General features: G+C 50.4%; 15 protein-coding genes, 1 tRNA gene and 2 pseudogenes. 10 read left to right on the forward strand and 8 right to left on the reverse strand.

From position 1 onward, the window contains the following. Positions 1–57: 57 nt before the first annotated feature. The 5 genes and pseudogenes from K7X24_RS00005 to K7X24_RS00025 form a co-directional block, all read right to left on the reverse strand. Entirely contained in the window at positions 58–867 is an 810-nt protein-coding gene (locus K7X24_RS00005; RefSeq protein WP_224552149.1) for a DMT family transporter, read from the reverse strand. Between the two features lie 217 nt (positions 868–1,084). Next, positions 1,085–1,324 carry a YgiW/YdeI family stress tolerance OB fold protein gene (locus K7X24_RS00010; protein WP_224552151.1) on the reverse strand — a complete coding sequence of 80 codons (240 nt, stop codon included), beginning with the start codon at positions 1,322–1,324 and terminating at the stop codon, positions 1,085–1,087. A gap of 406 nt (positions 1,325–1,730) precedes the next feature. After that, a pseudogene (locus K7X24_RS00015) lies at positions 1,731–2,145 on the reverse strand (transposase); the annotation flags it as partial. Positions 2,146–2,202: 57 nt separating this feature from the next. Beyond that, a pseudogene (locus K7X24_RS00020) lies at positions 2,203–3,123 on the reverse strand (tyrosine-type recombinase/integrase); the annotation flags it as partial. A 161-nt stretch (positions 3,124–3,284) separates the two neighbouring features. After that, positions 3,285–3,359 (reverse strand) — tRNA-Arg (locus K7X24_RS00025). Between the two features lie 766 nt (positions 3,360–4,125). Between K7X24_RS00025 and mlaA the strand changes: the two genes are divergently transcribed. The 3 genes from mlaA to K7X24_RS00040 all read left to right on the forward strand — a co-directional run bounded on the left by mlaA (position 4,126) and on the right by K7X24_RS00040 (position 9,143). After that, the gene (mlaA, locus tag K7X24_RS00030) at positions 4,126–4,887 is read left to right on the forward strand and encodes a phospholipid-binding lipoprotein MlaA (protein ID WP_224552153.1); all 762 of its coding nucleotides are present in this window, start codon (positions 4,126–4,128) and stop codon (positions 4,885–4,887) included. 368 nt (positions 4,888–5,255) lie between these two features. After that, on the forward strand, positions 5,256–6,836 hold the full coding sequence (gene mqo, locus K7X24_RS00035) for a malate dehydrogenase (quinone) (protein ID WP_224552155.1): 1,581 nt from the start codon (positions 5,256–5,258) through the stop codon (positions 6,834–6,836). Positions 6,837–7,226: 390 nt separating this feature from the next. Beyond that, positions 7,227–9,143 carry a hypothetical protein gene (locus tag K7X24_RS00040; protein WP_224552157.1) on the forward strand — a complete coding sequence of 639 codons (1,917 nt, stop codon included), beginning with the start codon at positions 7,227–7,229 and terminating at the stop codon, positions 9,141–9,143. Between the two features lie 131 nt (positions 9,144–9,274). On the opposite strand, the gene fadL is transcribed toward K7X24_RS00040, so the two are convergent. Next, the gene (gene fadL / locus K7X24_RS00045; protein ID WP_224552158.1) at positions 9,275–10,543 is read right to left on the reverse strand and encodes a long-chain fatty acid transporter FadL; all 1,269 of its coding nucleotides are present in this window, start codon (positions 10,541–10,543) and stop codon (positions 9,275–9,277) included. A gap of 380 nt (positions 10,544–10,923) precedes the next feature. On the opposite strand from fadL, the gene K7X24_RS00050 reads away from it, so the two are divergent. The 7 genes from K7X24_RS00050 to fadJ all read left to right on the forward strand — a co-directional run bounded on the left by K7X24_RS00050 (position 10,924) and on the right by fadJ (position 19,111). After that, a complete protein-coding gene (locus K7X24_RS00050) occupies positions 10,924–11,220 on the forward strand; it encodes a YfcZ/YiiS family protein (RefSeq protein WP_010298581.1) in 297 nt (98 codons plus the stop codon). Between the two features lie 264 nt (positions 11,221–11,484). Next, on the forward strand, positions 11,485–12,510 hold the full coding sequence (locus K7X24_RS00055) for a methionine ABC transporter ATP-binding protein (RefSeq protein ID WP_224552161.1): 1,026 nt from the start codon (positions 11,485–11,487) through the stop codon (positions 12,508–12,510). After that, positions 12,500–13,162 (forward strand): methionine ABC transporter permease, encoded by a 663-nt coding sequence (locus K7X24_RS00060; RefSeq protein WP_039491480.1) that lies wholly within the window; start codon positions 12,500–12,502, stop codon positions 13,160–13,162. Before K7X24_RS00055 ends, K7X24_RS00060 begins: the two co-directional genes overlap by 11 nt. Before the next feature lie 54 nt (positions 13,163–13,216). After that, positions 13,217–14,071: a MetQ/NlpA family ABC transporter substrate-binding protein gene (locus K7X24_RS00065; protein WP_039491483.1), complete on the forward strand. Its 855-nt coding sequence runs from the start codon at positions 13,217–13,219 to the stop codon at positions 14,069–14,071. Between the two features lie 82 nt (positions 14,072–14,153). Continuing rightward, positions 14,154–15,353, forward strand: coding sequence for a M20 family metallopeptidase (locus K7X24_RS00070; protein WP_224552163.1), 1,200 nt, complete (start codon positions 14,154–14,156; stop codon positions 15,351–15,353). A 210-nt stretch (positions 15,354–15,563) separates the two neighbouring features. Beyond that, a complete protein-coding gene (gene fadI / locus K7X24_RS00075) occupies positions 15,564–16,877 on the forward strand; it encodes an acetyl-CoA C-acyltransferase FadI (protein ID WP_224552165.1) in 1,314 nt (437 codons plus the stop codon). Continuing rightward, the gene (gene fadJ, locus K7X24_RS00080; protein WP_411961306.1) at positions 16,874–19,111 is read left to right on the forward strand and encodes a fatty acid oxidation complex subunit alpha FadJ; all 2,238 of its coding nucleotides are present in this window, start codon (positions 16,874–16,876) and stop codon (positions 19,109–19,111) included. Before fadI ends, fadJ begins: the two co-directional genes overlap by 4 nt. Here fadJ and K7X24_RS00085 read toward each other — a convergent pair. Continuing rightward, positions 19,104–20,114, reverse strand: coding sequence for a spore coat U domain-containing protein (locus K7X24_RS00085; RefSeq protein ID WP_224552168.1), 1,011 nt, complete (start codon positions 20,112–20,114; stop codon positions 19,104–19,106). The genes fadJ and K7X24_RS00085 overlap by 8 nt on opposite strands. Positions 20,115–20,118: 4 nt before the next feature. Then, positions 20,119–22,485, reverse strand: coding sequence for a fimbria/pilus outer membrane usher protein (locus K7X24_RS00090; protein ID WP_224552170.1), 2,367 nt, complete (start codon positions 22,483–22,485; stop codon positions 20,119–20,121). Between the last annotated feature and the right edge of the window lie 35 nt (positions 22,486–22,520).

The raw sequence follows: 22,520 nt of genomic DNA on the forward strand, positions 1-22,520 counted from the left end.
GGCTTCAATAATGGTCAGACGCCGCATGCAAAAGAAAAGCATGCAGCGTAAAAAACCTTAATGAGTGTCCAATATTGCTAGACCACACCAGAAGGCCACAAAGACCGGGTTCAGGTAGATATAAGCGGAAACCTGGCGCGGGCTCAGCTTCACGGTCGCAATCTGCATAATCCAAGAGGTCAGCAGCGTGGCAAAAACGGCAAGGTAACCCATATGCAGAAACTGCTCAAAATCCATGCCTGAGTAATCAGGGACTTCACCGGAAAGTATCAGTGCACCACCCATCCATGCCGCGCCAGAAACTAGCGTTGTGAATACAAAGACCAGCATCTCCTCGCCTTTATAGAGCAGCTTCATCGACACCGAGAATCCCACCATAGAAAGGCACCCAATCAGGAAGACTGCATCACCCTGGTTAAGCTGCAGGTGCAGGAGAACATCAATATCCCCTCGGCTGATCACCCATACTGTACCAATGGTACTGATGAGGTAAACCAGGAGCGTGCCAGCCCAGATTTTATCCCTGAAGAGGAAAATACTGACCACGGCGGTCAGAAATGGCACCAGGGTATAAAGCGTGCCGGTGTTGAGCGTGGTGGTCATTTTCAGCGCCTTAAACATAATCATAAAAAAGGTGGCGTAGAAGAAACTGATGATTAATCCTTTAGGCAGGATGCGGATAAAGGTCCGGCGCCTGCCTGCGTTAAAAAGGATAAAAGGTGCCAAAACCAGTGCCGCTAGGCAAAAGCGCATCAGCGCAAGCGAAGCTGGCGCAACGTCTGCAGAGAGTGCCTGCGCCGAAATAAACGAACCCGCGATAATGATGGTGCTGAAAACCAGCAACAGGTGGTATTTAAGGTGTGCCATATATCCTCCGGACAGTCTGCACAGGCTATAAAAATGAATTAACTGACCGTATTTTCCGCGAAAGAAATGTTTACTGAAATAAAGGTAAAGTAATTTAATAATTTATTTTCAGTGGTGAATGCGATCCGGATGCCCCTGACCTGGCAGGCAGTTTTCGCATGAGACAGTTTCAGGATATGCCCGTAATTGCTGCGGGCATGTCCCGTTCGGATCAGGGTTAAGGAAGCGACAGGTCGCTGACATACATCACCGGCTTGCCGTTCTCGCGCGTCAGAAATCCGTGAATACGCACGACTTCAATGGCGTCCACCTCATGGCCATGCCACGCGCTGTCTTTAACGACAATCGGAATGCTCCCAGTGGTATCACGGAACACATAGTCCTTCTCACTGGCCTGGCTGATGATATTGCCTTCCAGCGTTATCCAGGTGTTGTTGCTGTAATCGTTGAGATTCACGATTCACGATTCACGATTCACGATTCACGATTCACGATACGCGACTGGGCATCCTCTTTTTTCAGAAAATGTCCGGCGTATAAGTCGCCCTTCTGCGGCACAGATTCATGATTCAGGTATCCTCCGTCTTTCGCATGCGTCAGCAGCGGTGAGCACGCAAATAGCGCGATAACCGGTAAGGAACGGAAACGGGAAGGACGCTATGTTGTCATATCAGTTGCAGGCTTCATCATAGATTCTCTGGTTATACTTTTCTGACAAATGCCAGTAAGCCGCCCGCAGGTGCCGATAACAGCCGGTGCCTTTTGCAGGTAGCTCTGATATGATTTTGAAGAGTCGGCCGTCAGGCCAGCTTGTCGTGCAGAGAAGGCATATCGCCGCTGAAGTCCACTCACGGGTTGTTATGTAGCGCCTCGACTACAGGCAGATCTCGTGCCGTGTTCGGGCAATAATGCAACAGACTTCGACTGATACCGATAATCCGGCACCCGCGTCGTTCACTGGCCTGATGTTCCTTCATAACGTAACGCACCAGCTCACGCTTCTCAGGCACCGTTAAAGTTTTTTTGAAACAACATCCTTAAGAATTTTATGATCTAAGCTGAGGGATGCGTACATTTGCTTTAATCGGCGATTCTCTTCTTCCAGCTCTTTCATTCGCTTAATATCGGAGGACACCATGCCACCATATTTGGCTTTCCAGTTGTAATAGCTGGCTTCCGACACACTGTTTTCGCGGCAGACATCCTTCACATGCCGCCCACCTTCAACCTCTTTCAAAACCCGCAGGATCTGAGTTCAGTGAAACGCGCTTTCTTCATAATGAGTCTCCGTTGGTTGTATTTTAACCAGAGAACGCTATTAAGTGGTAAGACTAAATTCAGGGGGACTACAGTGTCATTTCGACCAAGGAAAACCGGTTGATAATATCCCGTAAGCACTTTCCGTTCTTTCAGAATAGCAATCGCCTGCGTGGATAGCGGCACCAAATGCGGACGACGTTTCTTCATCTGTTCTTTGGGTATTTCCCACAGTGCATTATCTAAACCGAATTCGACCCATTCAGCCGCGCGTAATTCAAGGGTTCTAACTCCGGTCAGCATTAAAAGCTGAGTGGCATATTTGGTGATCTGGCTTCCTTTATAATTATTGAGCGCCTGAACAAAATCGGGTAGTTCGCTTTCGGTGAGGAACGGAAAGTGATTGTTCTTTGGCTTGTTCATGGCGTTGGCCAGATCCGGCGCAGGGTTATACATAGCGCGTCCCGTGACAACCGCGTAACGGAATACTTCACCACAGCGGCGGCGGGTTTTGCTGGCTTGCTCTAATGCCCCGCGTTTTTCGATCTTTTGCAGAACGGCTAAGAGTTCAAGCAGCGTGATCTGGTCTATCGGACGTTTACCCAGGAACGGGAAAATTTATTTTTCCAGATAGTGTATAACTTCTTTGGCGTACCCTCCCGACCAGGTAGTGAGTTTTGACGTGTGCCATTCTCTCGCTACGGTTTCAAAGGTGTTTTCCGTAGAGAACAACAAAGAGAGCTTATCGGCTCTGCGTGCGTCGCTGGGGTTAATGCCATTGGCCAACATAGATCGGGCTTCATCACATTTTTTACGAGCTTCAGCCAGGGATACGGTATCGTAAGTACCAAACGATATGAGCTTAGGTTTATTGGCAAACCGATAGCGGAAGCGCCAGCCTTTTGGATCAATCAGCAAAGATAAGCCGCTGCTGTCGTTAAGTGTGTAGGGCTTGTCCTGGGTTTTCGCCTTTTTAATTTTGAGATCGGTTAGCAGCATATGTATAAGAAAAAGATCGAACTGAATGTATACACGATTTTATACGCATCTGTGTATAGCTTCTACAAGATTTTATGGTATCAGTTAAGACTATGCTCTGACTGTATTTGTTGTTTTTAAAGGATTTTTTAGACTATTAGAGAGCGTGTAAGAGAGGGTTATGGTGTCCCCGACTGGAATCGAACCAGTAACTAGCCCTTAGGAGGGGCTTGTTATATCCGTTTAACTACGGGGACGTAAAGCACAGCCATTATACGCATTTTTGCTCTGAGAATAAGCACTTAACGGCGCGTTTGCTCAATATATCGACAATTGATGTTTTACGGGGGCCCTTTTCCTCGTTTTTACGCAGCTTTTGGCGTTTTACGTGCGGTGAACTGCTTCAATGGCCACAATAATGCGATTGCACTCCGATGATAAGCGTAGCCGTTTTTACGACATGGGATGAGGGCGCGTGGTTCACTGATTTAGGCTGGCACAGCTGTGCTGTGAGAGGGATAATGAAATACCGTGCTGTTATCCACGCGGGAGCGCGTGTTGTCCCTATAAGAAAAATGGCAAACCTCTGAAAATGCAGTAATGCGCAAGCCAACGTAGCGATAGAGCAATAAAATGCTACACTGTTGGCCGATATCCCGTCCTTGTCGCTCAGCCTGATAGGCTGGAGTTGATACTGAGAATATTCATTTTCGGTCGCGGGTATGTACCCTAAATAATTCGCGTTGCAGGACAAAACGTTAGTGTTTTGAACAACGCAAAGCGTTGGCCCGTAGGGCGAGGCTCATTTATGCGCCTCGTAACGCGGTAAGTGAAGGAATCCCGATGAGCTTACCCAAGTAAGTGATTCGGGTGAGTGACAAACCTGCCAGCGGCAGGTTTGAACGCTGCTTGCAGCGGCCCCAACGGGGCGAGGTACACGCAAGTGTACCGAGTATCGTAACCAACACACATGCAACGTGAAGTATGACGGGTATAGCACACTATAAATCAGGGAGAACAGATATGAATTACCGCCTGAGTGGGGTGGTGTTTGCCAGCGTGTTACTCATCGGCTGCGCCAGTTCCGGGGATCGAGCTCAAGAAGGACGTTCTGATCCGCTTGAAGGCTTTAACCGTACTATGTTCAGCTTTAACTATGACGTACTGGATCCTTATCTGGTTCGTCCAGCGGCTGTTGCCTGGCGCGATTATGTGCCGACGCCTGCGCGTAATGGACTGGGGAACTTCTTCAGTAATCTGGAAGAGCCGGCGACAATGGTGAACTACTTCATTGAAGGTAAACCGTATAAAGCGATGATTCACTTTAACCGCTTCTTCCTGAATACCTTGCTCGGGATGGGCGGTCTGATTGATGTGGCATCAATGGCTAATCCTAAACTGGTGAAAGAAGAGTCTCGCCGCTTTGGTAGCACGCTGGGTAATTATGGCGTTGGATACGGACCTTATGTGGTAGTACCGGGCTACGGTAGCGTGACACCCCGTGAGGACGGCGGTGGTGTAGTGGATACGCTGTACCCGATGCTGAGCTATCTGACGTTCTGGATGTCCGCAGGCAAGTGGGCTATCGAAGGGTTGGAAACGCGAGCACAGTTGTTGGATTCCGACGGTTTGCTGCGTAATTCTTCCGATCCTTACCTGATGATGCGTGAAGCCTATTTCCAGCGTCATGATTTCCTCGCCAGTGATGGGCAAATCACCCCGCAGAAGAACCCAAATGCTGCAGCGATTGAAGATTCGCTCGACGAGATCGATTCAGCTGAATAGCTTTGCACATTATCGCTCATTTCAAAGGCACCTGCTCTGGGTGCCTTTTGCTTTTACAAAACACTGCTAAACTGATTTTAACCATAATGATTCTGTGGTTTGTTTCTTAAAAGTTATGACATTGTTGTTCATTCATTTATTTACTTACTAAAATTTATTTCCTCCTGCCAGATAACAATAATGTTATGTCGTTAACCGATACGGCTAGCTATCGTGGCTGAAATGCATCAGCACGCTGATTTTTTTGTTAGCAAGGTGATTAACAAAAAGGTCATAAGAATGGTGCCTTTCACTCATGGTGGTGTGTCCGTGTGTTAATGAATGTCTGGAATTCTATTTACCTGCATTGATAAAAATAGAGATTAAGCATGAAAAAATTACTTGCTATGTTCTTTTGCCTAAGCGTGGTGGTTGCCCCACTGGCGATGGCTGAAGAGGCTAAAACGACAGAGAAGACAACGGATGTGGTACTGATCGGCGGGGGCATTATGAGCGCTACGCTGGGCGTGTATTTACAGGAGCTGCAACCAGACTGGTCTATCGATATGGTTGAGCGTATGGATAACGTGGCGGAAGAGAGCTCTAACGGCTGGAATAACGCCGGTACGGGTCATTCGGCCTTCATGGAACTTAACTACACGCCGGATAATCCCGACGGCCCCATCAATATCAGCAAAGCGCTAGAAATTACCGAAGCCTTTGAAATCTCGCGCCAGTTTTGGTCCTATCAGGTGAAGAATGGCGTGCTGAATAATCCGCATTCTTTCATTAACAGTGTGCCGCACATCAGCTTTGTCTGGGGGGATGAGAACACCGCTTTCCTGAAACACCGCTATGATGCGATGCAGCACAGCACGCTGTACCGTGGCATGGAGTTCTCTGATGATCCTAATACGATCAAAGAATGGGTTCCGCTGGTGATGGAAGGTCGCGATCCGGCTCAGAAGATTGCCGGAACCCGTATGCCTATCGGTACTGACGTGAACTACGGTGAAATCACGCGTCAGCTAGTTAGCGCGATGAAAGCCAAGCCCAACTTTGCGCTGCACCTGAATTCAGAAGTGCGTGATATCAAACGTAATGCGGACAACACTTGGAGCGTGACTTACGCCGATCTGAAGAACGGCGAAAAAGAGAGCGTGATTAAGGCGAAATTCGTCTTTATCGGTGCGGGTGGGGCGGCACTGCAACTGTTGCAGAAATCCGGTATTCCTGAGGCCGATCTGTACGGTGGCTTCCCAGTTGGCGGCGAATTCCTGGTGACAGAAAACCCGGAAATCGTGAAGCGCCATATGGCAAAAGTGTACGGTAAAGCTTCTGTAGGTGCACCACCGATGTCCGTTCCACATCTGGACACCCGTATTTTTGACGGTAAGCCAGTCCTGCTGTTCGGGCCATTTGCCACCTTCTCCAGCAAGTTCCTGAAAAACGGTTCGCTGTGGGATCTGATCGGTTCTGTGACTTTCTCCAACGTGATGCCGATGACGCATGTCGGTCTGGATAATTTCGATCTGGTGAAATACCTGGTCAGTCAGGTCATGATGGATGACGATGACCGTTTTGCGTCGTTGCAGGAATATTTCCCGAACGCCAAGAAAGAAGACTGGAGACTGGCGATTGCCGGACAGCGTGTTCAAATTATCAAAAAAGATGAAGATAAAGGCGGTGTGCTGAAGCTGGGTACGGAGATCGTCAGTTCACAAGATGGCTCAATTGCCGCGCTGCTGGGTGCCTCTCCGGGCGCGTCTACCGCCGCGCCGATTATGCTGAGCCTGCTGGAAAAAGTGTTTAAAGATAAAGTGGCGACACCAGAGTGGCAGAGCAAGCTGAAAGAGATTGTTCCGTCTTATGGTCAAAAGCTGGACGGTAATATTGAAATGACCAATAAAATCCGCAGCTACACCAGCAGCACGCTGGGCCTGGATTATATTGAGGTTAAGCCTGAGTAATCGGTATTAACCGGAGCACACAATGTAAGGCCGCGTAAGCGGCCTTTTTTCATGCCGACTCAAGAATCGTAACTCGTCGGACTACGATAAGGAAAAATAAATTTTATCAATCCGTTAGATATAGTAACGCTCTGTCTAATTTTTCGAAATAAGTGATGTATTACATGACTTCCAGCCAGTGGATTATGTGGCTTAGGCTATCTCATAGCCAAAACCTGCCTGTATCCAGAATTATTCATTCACCACCACACATTTTTTTAACATTAAAAAAATAAATTTTGTCTGTTGCTTTTTTTTGAAAATGGCTCTAAAACTTAAATTACCTCTTTTTGGGGTAGTGTTTTATCTTCTCAAAAACCAACATTATTATATTCTTTAAGGATAGCGATTATGCCAAGTAAAGGTGTGGATTTTGGTGTTTATGTTAATGGTCTTGGTCTTGGTGTATTAGGATTAAAATATGATGCAGGAAGTAAAAATCCTGATTTTAGAAAAGAATTTTTTGCAAACGATTTGTTTCAATTTAATCAACTTGAAGTCAATACAGATTTACCTTTCCATGTGACAGGATCGTTTTCTTGGGTTATTGGCAGTGCGCCTCCCCATCGTCGCAAAGCTGAAATAAATGGTCTCACTGGCAATATGAGTGGAGACTTTGAAGACATGATGAAAACGCCTTCAATAATAAATAGAACGTCTGCAATATCTTATGGTTTCTACGATGCAGGTTCTGGTTCTTCTGGCTTAACTAATAGGGATCAGACTTATGTGTATCTGACAGTTAATATGAATAATTGGATGGGGAGAGCCGCAGAAAAAAATCCAAGTTTTAAATCATCACCATTTTACAATTTTGCGTTGGCGGGTTCTCATGATGCAGGCTCTTTCGATTTAAAAGCCTTGGATAAAATACTTAATAACAGTGCTTTATTAACTGCATTTCTAGGTTTTTTGGCGCCTTTTTTAGGCGTTACGGTTCCAATTTTAGTGGCTTTAGGGCTACCCAAAATTAGGCGAGCATTAATAGGATTATCTGTTACTCAAAAAGATAATATCACTACCCAGCTAGATTTAGGATGTCGTTATTTTGATTTCAGACCAGGAAAACTCCCCTCTCCATTCAACTCTGTAGCACCTGAAATTTACCATATACATTCATTTATACCGGGATACTCCCTGACTTTTTTCCTGACTGATGTATTGGCGTGGCTTGAAAACCATCCAACTGAGATTGTTGTGGTCAGCTTGAACAGACAGGGTTTCATTGACGCAATAATAGAGCCAAAACAGGAAGAGTTAGAATCCATCGTATCAACAGTAAATCGTAGATTCAAAAATATTATAAAGATAGGAAATGCATCAGATCTAGGTGCCAGTTACGAGAACCTCATTGCTGAAAACAAAAGATTAATCTTTCTAAACCAAATTGCAGACTGGAATGTAGCACCAAAATATGACTCATACAGCGATGCTGATTACAGCACATTAAACCCTGATAATGTTATTAAGGCGCTAAAACGCATCAAACCAACGCCCCCAGCAGGGGATGCTTATACCGTTCTTCAGCTTCAGGATACGGCGACTAATGCAATTAATTGGCCAGCATATATCGCTTCTGGGCTTTTCGCCCTTAGCGATGCCTCTTCCGTGTTAATGTCAACAAAATTAAGTTTTGATAAAGCAACTTATCCGTGGATATCAAGTAATGCTGCCAAAATAGCACCTAAAAAATTACCATTAATTTTCCTAAATGATTTTGTTGATAATGCACTGGCATTTATTGCATCAAATGTAACATTACAGCGCATTGAACAGAGTAAAGAATATTTCACTATTGAATCTGTGAACTTCGAAAATGTATTTTTACGAATAGATGGTTCGGGAAGTAACCAACAAAATTCTGCAGGATTCGGCACCGTTAATGCACAGTATGGGCCTCCTGGAGAGTATGAGAAATTTTCAATTGAAACGGATGAAAATAATATTAGCCGAATACGTTCCTTAGCGTTTCCTAATGTTTATTTACGTCTGGATGGAAATAATGTAAACGAAAATATTTATTCAGGATCTGGGATTGTTAATTGCCAATATACTCCTCCCGGCCCTTGGGATAGATTTTATATAGAAAAAAATAGTGAAGAAAACTTTACTATTAGATCAGTGCAGTTTCCGGATGTTTATTTACGTTTGGATGGATCAAATATAGACAAATTCAATCCTAATGGTGCTGGGGTTGTAAATGGCCAATATACTCCTCCAGGCCCTTGGGAAGTTTTTAAAATTAAAAAATTCAGTGATAACCAATAGTTGCATCTTGAGGCTGACACGGGTCTTTTGAGGTGCTTTGCCTTGTTGTATTAGGGCAATAAAAAAGCAGGTAAGTTGACTTACCTGCTTTATCACGTTCTGAGTAGTAGAGAGTAGAACGCGTACTTTATTTAGAACGCATAGTTAAAGTTCACGCCGTACAGCCAGGCTTTACCTTTAGAGGTAAAGTCATATTGAACAGCACTGAAGGCGCCAGGTGCACGTTCGCTGATATTAACGCTCTTACCATGCATGTAGGACACACCAACATCAACTGATGCGTCTTTATTGAAGGCATAGGTGGTGCCTGCGCTCAACCAGAAACGATCCTGATCGGGGATCGAGATAGAACGTCTATCGGCAGGTACCGGGCTGTCATCAAACGCGATACCGCTACGGAACGTCCAGTTATCGTCATGATAATAGGTGGTACCGAGTGCGATACGGTAAGCATCACGGAAGTGTTCTTCTTTCTGGAACAATGTGTTACCACTGTTCCCCGTTGCTTTCAGCTCCTGAAACTGGCTCCAACTGGTGTAGGTTAAGCTGTAGTGAACCGCCCACTTCGGTGCCACGCGGTGGTAGGCAGACGCTTCCCACATTTCTGGCAGATTCAGAGTCAGCTTGCCAGGGATTGTCGCGCCATTGAGGGCTCCTTGCCCAGCGGGCAGTTGGTTACTGTAGTCACCGTTAAAGTCAATGTCGACTTTGGAACGATAGGTCAGGCCGACGCGGTTGTTTTCATCGATTTCGTACAGGATGCCGGCGTTCCAGCCGTAGCCCCACTCTTTACCTTCCAAACGTGCAATTTCTGTGGTGCGTGGCAGTGCCGGGCTGAGATCGCCGAGATGACGCACAATTTTTGCATCAGCATAAACGGCGTTAACCCCTAAACCAAAGCTGAAATGCTGGTTCAGGCGATAGGCGGCGCTCAGATTCAGGTTTGATGTCAACAGGTCGGTCTGGCCGCCGATAGAACCTGCGGCATAGTTATCATTGAATTCCGTTGCTAAGCCATAGTTGGTGGTGGCAGAAGCGCCAACCGCCCACTGCTCATTCAGCGGCATGATGAAGTGTAGGTTCGGCACCCAGGCGTGCGGCGCAATATTTTTGGCGCTGGTATCTTGCCCAGTCAGGGAGTTTTTTCCCTGAACATCAATATCTGGGTTGATATAGGTAACACCACCGGAGAAGGACGGGCGGTCAAACATGGTCATGGTCGCAGGGTTACGGCTACCGGAGGTCGCATTATCAGCGACGGCACCTTCACCAGAAAACGCACGTCCCAGACCAGATGATGAGTATTCATTTAGCTGGAAACCAGCTGCGGACACATTTGCTGAAAACAGGGCCACCGCAACAGCAATTGTGGATTTTTTGAACAGGTTTTTCTGGTTCATGACCAAAACCTCTTTATATGCTTGTTATTTAACGTTGTTACACGAGGTAACAAGGGACGCGCATTGTAGGGGGCGCACTCAGCCTGACAAATCAGACCAGTTGCCAAAGTATAAGTTGGGAATACGATAATGTTGCTTTTGTGTATTCGAAATATTTCTATAATGATGCAAAATTTAGATCTACTTAACGTTTTGGTTAATTTGTGTGAAGAGATGTGACTCAATTTTACTGCCGCATAACACCATAATGTGATTGATATCACTAAAATTACTGGTCAGCATGAAGTGCTAGCACTGCTTCAGGATGAGGGAGTAAAATATAAGGAAGATAAAAATATTTGAACTGGATCAAATCTCCCGCGTCTGAAGAGGAAAGTAGCATGACGAACGTAATCAACAAATGCAGTGCTGAAGAAACCGCAGCCTGCTGCTGTGTCGATGTCGGCACAATCATGGATAACACGGATTGCACGGCGTCTTACAGCAATGTTTTCGGCGGTCGTTCTGAGGCGGAAGCGGCACTGGCCGCGCTGACGGAAAAAGCGCGTGCGGTAGAGTCTGACCCTTGCGAAATCACCAGCACGCTGGAAGACGTAGACGGCGGCGTGAAACTGGATATTGATTTCACATTCAGCTGCCAGGCCGAAACGATGATTTTCCAGCTCGGCCTGCGTTAAGTATTCCTCTGGCAGGCATGGCCTTATCGCCTAGTCTGCCAGACCTTTTTTTGCTTCTCCCTGCTGTTTCTCTCTTCTCCCTTTCATGCTGAATTGATGTTGTCCAACACGATAACGTGTTGCGCTGAAATTCATCCTTTCTTTCCCCTTCTGCCACGTCTTTAGCTAACAATCGCAATTGGATAGCATTTTTTGTTTCTGGTAGATAACTCTGTGATTCTATTTAATTTCAGTATTATTTTTTACATCAAGTAGAGTCCTGTTTTGATCAGTTTTGAGCACGTTAGTAAATCGTTTACGACACAGGGTAAAACGCTTTATGCGGTGAAAGATGTCACGCTGGATATCGATAAAGGGGAGATATTCGGCATCATCGGGTTCAGCGGGGCGGGGAAAAGCACGCTGTTGCGTCTGGTTAATTTGCTGGAACAACCAACGGAAGGAAAAGTGACGGTTAACCAGCAGGATATTACCGCGCTTTCCGCAGAAGGGTTGCGCCAACTCCGGCGGCGTATCGGCATGGTCTTTCAAACGTTCAATTTATTTCAGTCGCGAACGGTGGCGGGCAATGTCGCCTGGCCGCTGCGTTTGGCTCGAATGGATCGCCAGCAGATACAGCAACGTGTTGATGAAGTGCTGCGCTTTGTCGGTCTGGAAGATAAGAAGGATCACTATCCCGAACAGCTTTCTGGGGGACAAAAGCAGCGCGTTGGCATTGCCAGAGCGCTGGTCAGCTCACCGGATATTCTGATCTGCGACGAGGCCACCTCGGCGCTGGATCCCGAAACCACGGAGGATATTCTTCAACTGCTGGAGAGTATCAATCGGCAATATAACATCACCATCTTGTTGATTACGCATGAGATGAATGTGATCCGTCGCATTTGCCACCGTGTCGCCGTTATGGAGCAAGGCCGCGTCATCGAACAGGGCCGCGTGGTCGATATCTTCACTCGCCCCGAGCATAAAACCACGCGCAACTTTGTGCGTTCTATTTTTAACGATCGTCTTCCTCCTCGGTTATTACAAACGCTGCAATCACGTCATTCTGGCGCGTTATACCAGCTCATTTTTCATGATGGTTCAACCAGCGTGCCGCTGCTGTCACAGACGGCACGCCTGCATCCGCTTATCGATTACAACATTATTTACGGCAACATCAGCGAGTTGCAGGGGGCACTGTTCGGTAGCCTTATTGTGGAATTTATTGGCCCGCCGGACAGCATTGCTGCCGCGCTGGAAACACTGGCGCAAACGGTAAAAGTCAGGGAGGTGAGCGATGAAGGTTGATTGGACGACATTCTGGCAGACGCTGCTGGTTGCCACAGGCGAAACGCTGGCAATGGTGCTGGTGACCCTGTTGTTCGCCAGCGTGCTGGGTATTGGCTTGGGCCTGCTGCTGTTTCTGAGCCGCGCAGGTGGCTTGTTTGAGAATCGCGTGCTGTTTGTGTTGCTGAATCTGCTGATCAACATCGTGCGCCCCGTTCCCTTCATTATTTTTCTGGTCGCGGTCAGTCCGATGACGCGCATGGTTGTGGGCACCACCATCGGTATTGCCGCCGCCATTTTCCCCATGATTCTGGTTGCCGCCTGTGCGATTGCGAGGGTGGTGGAAAACAACCTGATGTCGGTCGACCCCGGCATGATTGAAGCTGCCCGCGCATTGGGAGCCACGCCTTTGCAAATCATTACTGGCGTGCTGATTCGGGAAGCTTTGGGCCCGCTGATTATGGGGCTGACATTTATTACCGTGGCGCTGGTCGATTTCTCTGCCGTTGCCGGAATGGTTGGCGGCGGCGGATTGGGAAATCTGGCGATGACCTACGGCTACAACCGGTTTAACACCTCCGTCATGGTGGTCACGGTGGTCATTCTGATTGTGTTGGTTCAACTGGCACAGCATGCGGGCAACTATTTCTCTCGTCGCATCATGCGGCGCTAGAACGGCGTGTCAGGTGCGCGATATTCAAAACGGTATTCATTTAAGGAGCGAACAATGAAATGGCAAAAGATGGTATTGGGGGCGCTTTTGACGCTCTCCTTGCAGGCGGGTGCAGCACAAAAACCGGTGGACGTGACAATCGGCGTGGCCGGAAGCGAAGACGCGTATTGGAAGGTACTGGCGCAAAAAGCGAAAGCGGAAAACATCAACATCAAACTCATCAGCTTTTCGGATTATGCATTGCCGAATAAAGCGTTGGCCAGCGGCGATGTCGATCTTAATGCGTTTCAACATCTGGCTTTCCTCAGCCAGTTCAACGTGAATAACCAACTGACGATTGTGCCGATCGGCGCGACACAAATTGTGCCGATGGCGCTGTATTCGGAGAAGTATCGTGCTCTAGCGGATATCCCGCAGGGGGCGCAGATTGCCTTGCCAAACGATCCTTCCAATCAGGGACGTGCGCTCAATGTGCTGCAATCCTCTGGCTTATTGAAGTTAAAGGACGGCGCGGGCTTGCACGCGACGCCTGACGATATTATCGAAAACCCGCGCAAACTGAAAATTCTACCGGTAGTCGCACAGCAGACGCCGCGCGTGCTGGCGGATGTGGCCGCTTCGGTGGTCAATCAGGGCGTGGCGGTCGATGCTGGTTTACCTGCCGATAAAATCCTGTTTCAGGACGATCCTACCGCACCGTCTGCGTTGCCTTACGTGAACGTGTTTGCCGCCCGTGAAAAGGATAAAGACAACCCGGTCTATCAGCGGATTGTGGCGTTGTATCACCAACCTGATGTGATCGCTGCGGTGAAAGAGGATACGAAAGGCGTTGCGGTTGTGGTGGATCTGCCAGCCAAAGATTTGCAGGACAAGCTCAAACAACTGGAAGACGATTTGAGAAAACAGTGAGCCTTTCGCTTAAATCCAATTTGCTGAAGCCAGATTGCTTAACCATGCCAGCTAGCGCAACGATGACGTCAGGAGGCGCAAAATGAGTGAATTAATCCCCCATCATCGCGGCATCATTCGGTCCCATGTTGAACAGGCCGCGCAGCGATATCTACAGGTCAGCCACCAGATCCATGCCCGGCCGGAGCTGGGCAATCAGGAGTATTTTGCCGCTGAAACCCTTACTGATCTGCTGCGTGACGCGGGTTTTACCGTAACGCGGGATGTCGCTGGGCATGAAACGGGCTTCGTCGCGCGCAAAGGACAGGCAAACAGCGGGCCACGGATTGGCTATCTGGCCGAATATGATGCGCTGCCGGAGTTGGGGCATGCCTGCGGCCATAACCTGATCGGTACCAGCAGCGTGGCGGCGGCCATTGCGCTGTCCCACGTTGTGGAGCAAACCGGCGGAGAGGTATGGGTATTTGGCACACCGGCAGAAGAGGGCGGTGCCAACGGCAGCGCCAAAGGAAGCTTTGCTGATGCTGGCGTGTTTGATGGCATTGATGCCGCGTTCATGATCCACGGTTCAGGTAAAACACAGCTGACTTCCGCTAGTCTGGCGGTCGATCCGCTGGATTTCCATTTTACCGGTCGAGCGGCCCACGCGTCGGCCTCGCCGGAAGAGGGGATTAACGCGCTGGATGCGGTGATTCAACTCTTTACCGGCATCAACGCGCTACGACAGCAGTTACCGGGTGATACGCGCATTCATGGCATTATTACCCACGGCGGAGAGGCGCCGAATATTATTCCCGAGTATGCGGCCGCACGGTTTTATATTCGCGCTTCAACCTGGCAACGGGCGCAGGCCGTCAGTGAAAGAGTACGGGCGGTGGCGGAAGGGGCTGCGCTGGCGACGGGTAGTACGCTGAACGTTGAGCGATTCCAGAATCCCGTTAAGGATTTGATTATCAACCGACCATTGGACACTATCGTCGGAGAGGAACTGGTGGCGCTGGGTGAAGGGCTTTCTGATCAGCCGCGTCGTGGTCTCGGCTCAACGGATGCCGGTAATGCCAGCCACGTCATCCCCGTTAGCCATTGCTACATTAAAATTGGTCCTGACGATCTTATTGGCCATACGCCTGAGTTTCGTGAAGCTGCCGTTTCCCCACAGGGTGATCGTGCGTTGCTGGTGGCAGCACAGGCACTGGCGCTCTCGGGCTACCGCCTATTGACTGACCCTTCTCTGCTGGAAAGTGTGAAAGCGGACTTCCTTCGCACTCATTCTCCTTCCTGACGGCAATAGATAACGGATTGCTGCTGAAATCACCGTTTCAGCGGCGATCCCGTGTGCCCTCCTAGCTGACAATCGCATACTCCTCACACTTTTATGTTGCGCTGCTTTGCGTAATGTAACTATCTGGTTAACAATGAAATCAGGTCTGACCTGTTGTGTGCATACTTTATTTTTAGTTAACGGGAATATTTTCGGTTAACAGGAGCGTTTATGAGCGAGGTATTACCTCTGACAACCCGTCGTGGCGATCGCATTGCGATCGTGAGCGGATTACGCACCCCATTTGCCCGGCAGGCAACGGCCTATCATGGCGTGCCTGCCATCGAGTTAGGGAAATTCGTCACCAGTGAATTACTGGTACGGACGGGTATCGATCCTAAGCTGATCGAACTATTGGTGTTCGGACAGGTGGTCCAAATGCCTGAAGCGCCAAATATTGCCAGAGAGATCGTGCTCGGCACAGGCATGAGTGTGCATACCGATGCCTACAGCGTGTCGCGCGCCTGCGCCACCAGCTTTCAGGCGGTCGCCAACGTGGCGGAAAGCATTATGGCGGGGACGGTGGAAGTTGGCATTGCTGGCGGGGCAGATTCCTCTTCTGTGTTGCCGATTGGTGTCAGCAAAGCCCTAGCGAGAACGCTGGTGGATATGAACAAGGCTCGGACGCTGGGGCAGAAATTGAAACTGTTAAGTAGCCTGCGCCCGAAAGATTTGCTGCCGGTTGCACCCGCCGTGGCGGAGTATTCCACCGGGCTGCGCATGGGTGATACCGCCGAACAGATGGCAAAAACCTACGGTATCACGCGTGAAGAGCAGGATGAACTGGCGCACCGCTCGCACAAGCTGGCGGCTCAGGCCTGGGAATCCGGCGTGCTGCGCGATGAAGTCATGACGGCTTACGTCCCACCTTATGACAAGGCGCTGAGCGAAGATAACAATGTGCGTCATGATTCCGCACTGGATCAATATTCCCGCTTACGCCCAGCGTTCGATCGCCGACACGGTACGGTCACGGCGGCGAACAGTACGCCGCTGACGGATGGTGCGGCGGCGGTATTGATGATGAGTGAGTCTAAGGCCAAAAGTCTGGGGCTCACGCCGCTTGGCTACCTGCGCAGCTATGCATTCAGCGCCATCGGCGTGCAGCGTGATATGTTGCTGGGGCCGGCTTATGCCTCCCCGCTGGCGTTGGCAAGGGCCGGTGTGACGCTGGCCGATCTAACGCTCATTGATATGCATGAAGCCTTTGCCGCCCAAACGTTGGCAAATCTCAAACTGTTTGCCAGCGATGAATTCGCACGGAATCAACTGGGTAGAAACGCTGCGCTAGGCGAGGTGGATCGCGACAAGTTCAATGTGTTAGGGGGATCTATTGCCTATGGACACCCCTTTGCTGCCACTGGGGCGAGGATGATTACCCAAACGCTGAATGAGCTGCGTCGTCGCGGCGGCGGGTTGGGATTAACCACCGCCTGCGCGGCTGGCGGGCTGGGTGCAGCAATGGTACTGGAGGTGACGCCATGAACGATAAACAGCCTTTCTCCGTGACAACATCGTCTGCAATGGAAACAACATCGTCTGCAATGGAAACAACATCATCTGCAACGGAAAGCCCGTCTGCCTTTTCCCTTACCATTCGGCCGGACAATATCGGTGTTATTTGTATTGATGTCCCCGGCGAGAAGGTGAACACGCTAAAGCGCGAATTTGCAGAACAAATTCTCTCGGTCTTCGAGCAGGCGCGACAGCATGCGACGCTCAGAGGGCTGATTTTTATTTCCTCCAAGCCTGATTCGTTTATCGCCGGTGCGGATATCACCATGTTGAACCAGTGCAGCAGCGCTGAACAGGCAGAAAATCTGGCGAAGCAAGGGCAGAAAACGTTTGATCAGGTTGCCGCGCTGCCGTTTCCCGTGGTGGCCGCGATCCACGGTGCCTGTCTGGGCGGTGGGCTGGAGCTGGCATTGGCCTGCGACTATCGCGTCTGCTCGCTGGATGAAAAAACGGTGCTGGGGCTACCCGAAGTGCAACTTGGCCTTCTCCCCGGTTCGGGCGGAACGCAGCGTTTGCCACGGTTAATTGGTCTGGATAGCGCGCTGGATCTTATTCTGACCGGTCGCCACCTCCGTGCGAGTCAGGCATTACGACAGGGACTGGTTGATGAGGCCGTCCCGCACGATATCCTGCTGGAGACGGCGGTCGGGATTCTCAAAAAAGGAAAACGCAAAGCGGTGCCGCTGGGCTGGCGTTCGCGTTTTCTGGGCAGTCCGGGTATTCGGCGCCTGCTTTTCAAAATAGTGAAACGCAAGACTCGCGCGAAAACACACGGCAATTATCCTGCCACTGAAAAGATTATGCAGGTGATGCGTCAAGGTATGGAAAAAGGCCAAGAAGAAGGCTATCGGCACGAGGCGAGAGCGTTCGGCAAGCTGGTGATGACGCCAGAATCTGCGGCGCTGCGTCACCTGTTCTTTGCCTCGAATGCATTAAAGAAAACCTCTGGGGCGGCGGCTGATGCTAAGCCAATTCATCGCGTCGGTATTCTTGGCGGTGGGTTGATGGGCGGAGGGATCGCCAGCGTGACGGCGACGCGCGGGCAGGTGCCGGTGCGCATTAAAGATATCAATGAGCAGGGCATTAATCATGCGTTGAAGTACAACTGGGAATTGCTGACCAAGCGTGTCCAGAGCAAACGAATGAAGCCGACAGAGCGCCAGCGGTTGATGACGTTAATTTCCGGCAGTACGGACTACCGCGGTTTCGAACATGCGGATATCGTCATTGAAGCAGTCTTCGAAGATTTGGCGCTGAAGCGGCAAATGGTCGCGGAGATTGAAGAGCACGCTGCACCGCACACGATTTTCGCATCGAATACCTCATCGCTGCCGATCCACCAGATCGCAGAGGGTGCACGCCGTCCGCAACAGGTTGTGGGTCTGCACTACTTTAGCCCAGTGGACAAAATGCCGCTGGTTGAAGTTATCCCTCACGCTCACACCAGCGCAGAGACGGTCGCAACGACGGTTGCTCTGGCGAGAAAGCAGGGGAAAACCGCGATCGTCGTGGGCGACAGCGCCGGTTTTTATGTGAATCGCATATTAGCGCCCTATATCAACGAAGCCGCTTATTGCCTGCTGGAAGGGGAACCGATCGAATCGATTGACTATGCGCTGGTGCGTTTTGGCTTCCCTGTCGGTCCGCTTGCATTGCTTGATGAGGTCGGCATTGATGTGGCGACCAAAATTGTGCCGGTGCTGAGTGAAGAACTGGGCAACCGCTTTTCCTCTCCACCCGCGTTTGATGCGATCCTGAGAGATGGGCGCAAAGGGCGTAAGAATGGGAAAGGGTTCTATCGATACAATAAAACGCGCTGTTTCTGGCACACGGGGAAAGAGGTGGATAGCGCGATTTATCCGCTGCTGGATGTGACGCCGAAGGCCCATATTGACCCTGCGTTAATCAGCCAGCGTGCTGTGATGATGATGTTGAATGAGGCGGCGCGCTGTCTGGATGAAGGTGTGATTCAATGCGCTCGTGACGGTGATATCGGCGCGGTATTTGGCATTGGCTTTCCGCCTTTCCTCGGAGGCCCGTTCCACTACATGGATCGTCTGGGGATGGAAACGGTAGTGAAAACGCTGCTGGTATTGCAACAACAGTATGGCGATCGGTTCGCACCCTGTGAACGTCTGCTCGCGATGCGGGAAGGTCGGCGGACGTTTTATCCGCCAACCGATGAAGACCTTAGCACTAGTTGATCGTGACGTTAATCGTGACGGTATCTTTATACGCGCCCTCTGGCTTGCTGGCCTGACTGGCGTTAATGCGGGCGGTGTACGGGATACTCTGCGTAATCCCCGTACCCGTTCCGCTGTAATCGTTAGTCTCTGTCCAGGCGATGTTCCCAGTACGATAGAGCTGATATTGCAAATAGTAGGGCGCACTGCCAACGGTGGCCGTCATTCTGCGCCAGTTGGCATCGTCGGGGTGGGTGCTGACCAGCTTGACGGTATACGCCCCCAGCAACGTACAGCGAACGCCGAGGCTACTGTTGACCGCCGCGAAATCGGCGGGAAACGCTGCAATTCCAAAACTGACATTCGGTGCACTGGTGATCTGGCAATCATTGGTGATAGTCATGGTGATATTGAGGGTTGAGGTGGTTGAGCCTTCTTCGTAAATGCAAGCACCTAATAAGCCCACTGAACAAAGTCGATAATCCCATTTGATGGTCACTGTATCGGTATAGGTGCCAGCGGAAACGTTGTTGCCTGTACTGGTGCGGATATAGATCGGCATTGTGCCGTCAGTGGAATTGAACAGACCGAGTATGTCCAGAAAGGTGGTCCGGCTCCAGGTATAGGTCGAGTTGATGTTATAGAGCGTGCCGCAGCCAGAATCCATACACAGGTTGTAGGGGACGTAATCTGAACTTGTCCCTCTGCGCATCCTCATGGTGGTACCGCTAGGGTTGCTGTCACTCTGTATGGTGGCGGTAATGGTATTGGTACTGGCCAAACTCAATATACTTCCCGTACAGCGAAACCCACTTCCCGATGCCACAATCTGCGGCGTGCCATTAACGCCGACGACGGAAGAGGCGTAAGGTCCCAGCGTGGTGTTGCTGGGGGGAGTGGTACAGGCAGCGTAGCTAAAAGGTGTGTAATACAGCGCCGCCAGCAGGAAGGGCAGATGTAGCCAACGGGCTGACCGCCGGCTGGTGGCGAAGAGGCGCGGGATCGGCGTTATCGGGGTCAGCATCGTGTTATCCTTTTGGGTCAGTCTGGCAGGTAAGCGGGCCGATGGTTGCCATCATGGTCTGTGACTCCGGCAGTGAAAATTCCACCCGGCAAAGCCGTCCATCTTCTTGTTTAAAGCGTAAGCGAGTCGATGTTCCCAGATTGGCGAAATAGGCCAGGCCATCATAGCCGCTGATGGTCGTGTTGCCGCTGGCTTCGTCTGTTATCCAGGTGCCGATGGTAAGCGGGTTACCGTCCGTATTGCGCAGCATAACGTTGGCAGACCGCACGATATGAACAGGGAACGTCACGACGGTGCCGCTGCCTTCTTTTACCGACACACGTGATTCCACCTGTGGGGTGGTGACGTTGGCTGGCAGTTGTAACGTATCGATTTCCAGCTTCGCAGGGTAATTGGACACGACCCACGGTACGAGTAAATGGCCACGTTTGTTGGTTTTTCCCACCGGTTGATTTTCATATTTTACTGGGACATCGGGGTATCCTTCGGTATCGACAACAATAAAAGCGTCATTGATGCGGTTACTGGGGAAAATCCCTCCGTTCATGTAGATCAGCGAACCACTCATCTCGCCCCACTGTGTCGTATTCCCTTCATTGCCATACACCCCGCCAGAAAGTGTGGCGTAAGGGCCGCGCCAGTTCAGCGAGCCTTGATGATAGGGGGTTCTGCCCGCGCCATACGAGGCGTTCCAACTAAATCCGCCTTCTGTTGGCGCGGTACGGTTCACCCCTACACGCGGTGAATAATCGCCATTGCTGTCGCGTTGGACTCCGGCATTGATGCTGCCGTTTTTACCAAAAGGCATGACGAACTGGAGCTGGGCGCTGTAGCCGTTTTCTCCCAGTGCTTTGTTAAAAGCGAGGTAAATAGAGCTACCTTGCCAGACCTGTCGGCTGAAAGAGAGGTTCAGCAGGCGGGTACGGGTTGAATCGTACGCGCGGATATCGAAATAACCCACGCCGAACGAGCCATTGCCTTCACCGAAGATTTGGCTGCTGACCGTTGCCTGATAGCTTTCTCGGCTGAGGTGGCCATCCGTGATGACGGCGGTTAAATCGCGGTATTCCTCACTGCGTTTGGCGTGCTGAAAGCTCAGGCCAAACGCGGAGGTGTAGTAGGAGTAGCCCGCGGTATATTGGTGCCCGGTAGCTTCTTTTTCGCTCTGACTGTAGGACGAACTCAGCGTACCCCAGCGGCCAAGAGTAAAATCCGCCCCTGCGCCGAGCAGATAAAGATCCTGTACCGCTTCGCTATGTGCTGATACCGTCAGTTTATTGGTTAACCCATAGCGATAGATGCCGCTGATGGCAGGATCGTCAGTGTAGGCGTTATTCTGTATGCCATAGTCCTGGCGCAAAACACCAACGGACAAATCGAAGTCGCTTAATCCCTCTCTCAGCAATGAATTGGAGACGTAAAAGGGGATCGTGGTGGAAACTTGCCGCCCTTGGGCATCAGTGGTAATGACGGTCGCTTCCCCTGCGCCGTTCAGGTAAGGTGTATTCGTGAGGGTGAAAGGGCCTGCGTTCAGGCTGGTACTGTTCGCTTTATAGCCGTTGATAAACAGATCCAGCGTGCTGGGGACGGCTGCGGTACCGGTGTATTGCAACATCGGGTAGGTGACGATATCTGGGCGAAGGCCGAAATTGCGGGCGATGCGCAGGCCGCCCATACGCACCGAGTTGCTCCACGTTAGAGAATTGCTAATCAGGTCGCCGGCCTGATAGGTGATCATGCGGTCAGTATCGTTGTAGCGCCAATAGGTATCGAAACGCTGATAGCCATCTTGCTGCGTGGTATTGCTGCCCGACGTGAAATAGTAGATCCCCGTATTGGATAAGGTGCCGTAGGGGCTGAAAACGCGCTGCTCCATCCAACTACTGAGCGAATCCGAGTTGCTGCGAGGTGAGGTGTAATAAAGGTTGTAGTTGAACAACACACCGGGGCTGCTGCGAGCGGGGAAGCGTGCCATATCTTGCCCTCCGCCTTCAACGGATTGCTCTGGTAGCCAGAGCGTGGGTACGGTGAGCTTTAGCTGCTGGATGGTCTGATCGTAATCGGCGGTGACTTCTGGTAGTTCGCTGACATTGACGAGCCCTGTGCTTTGGTCCGGTAGACGGATGTGATTCGAACGCAGCGTTGCCGCATCGACATAATAATTCCCTGCACGATACATGACAGGGACGATCGTGTTATCGCTCTGTCCGTTAACGGAAAGCGTTAAATAGTAAACGGATTCACTGAGTGAGGGCATGGCGCTGGGCGGGGCGGGAAGATCGGTATAGTCTTCCGCAAAAATCGTCGCAGAATAAAACAGCACAAATGGAGCATACATGAGCAGGGGGAAGACAGCTGTTTTGCGCTTCATACCTGGCTTCACCATAGCTTTACAGCCAATAGACA

Origin of the sequence: Pectobacterium versatile, from assembly GCF_020166435.1 — a bacterium.
GTDB lineage: Bacteria > Pseudomonadota > Gammaproteobacteria > Enterobacterales > Enterobacteriaceae > Pectobacterium > Pectobacterium versatile.

Bases quoted from the DNA above. Each gene is read 5' to 3' on its own strand.
- K7X24_RS00005 (WP_224552149.1), bottom strand. From the start codon at position 867: ATGGCACACCTTAAATACCACCTGTTGCTGGTTTTCAGCACCATCATT.
- mlaA (WP_224552153.1), top strand. From the start codon at position 4,126: ATGAATTACCGCCTGAGTGGGGTGGTGTTTGCCAGCGTGTTACTCATC.
- mqo (WP_224552155.1), top strand. From the start codon at position 5,256: ATGAAAAAATTACTTGCTATGTTCTTTTGCCTAAGCGTGGTGGTTGCC.
- K7X24_RS00040 (WP_224552157.1), top strand. From the start codon at position 7,227: ATGCCAAGTAAAGGTGTGGATTTTGGTGTTTATGTTAATGGTCTTGGT.
- fadL (WP_224552158.1), bottom strand. From the start codon at position 10,543: ATGAACCAGAAAAACCTGTTCAAAAAATCCACAATTGCTGTTGCGGTG.
- K7X24_RS00050 (WP_010298581.1), top strand. From the start codon at position 10,924: ATGACGAACGTAATCAACAAATGCAGTGCTGAAGAAACCGCAGCCTGC.
- K7X24_RS00060 (WP_039491480.1), top strand. From the start codon at position 12,500: ATGAAGGTTGATTGGACGACATTCTGGCAGACGCTGCTGGTTGCCACA.
- K7X24_RS00065 (WP_039491483.1), top strand. From the start codon at position 13,217: ATGAAATGGCAAAAGATGGTATTGGGGGCGCTTTTGACGCTCTCCTTG.
- K7X24_RS00070 (WP_224552163.1), top strand. From the start codon at position 14,154: ATGAGTGAATTAATCCCCCATCATCGCGGCATCATTCGGTCCCATGTT.
- fadI (WP_224552165.1), top strand. From the start codon at position 15,564: ATGAGCGAGGTATTACCTCTGACAACCCGTCGTGGCGATCGCATTGCG.
- fadJ (WP_411961306.1), top strand. From the start codon at position 16,874: ATGAACGATAAACAGCCTTTCTCCGTGACAACATCGTCTGCAATGGAA.
- K7X24_RS00085 (WP_224552168.1), bottom strand. From the start codon at position 20,114: ATGCTGACCCCGATAACGCCGATCCCGCGCCTCTTCGCCACCAGCCGG.
- K7X24_RS00090 (WP_224552170.1), bottom strand. From the start codon at position 22,485: ATGAAGCGCAAAACAGCTGTCTTCCCCCTGCTCATGTATGCTCCATTT.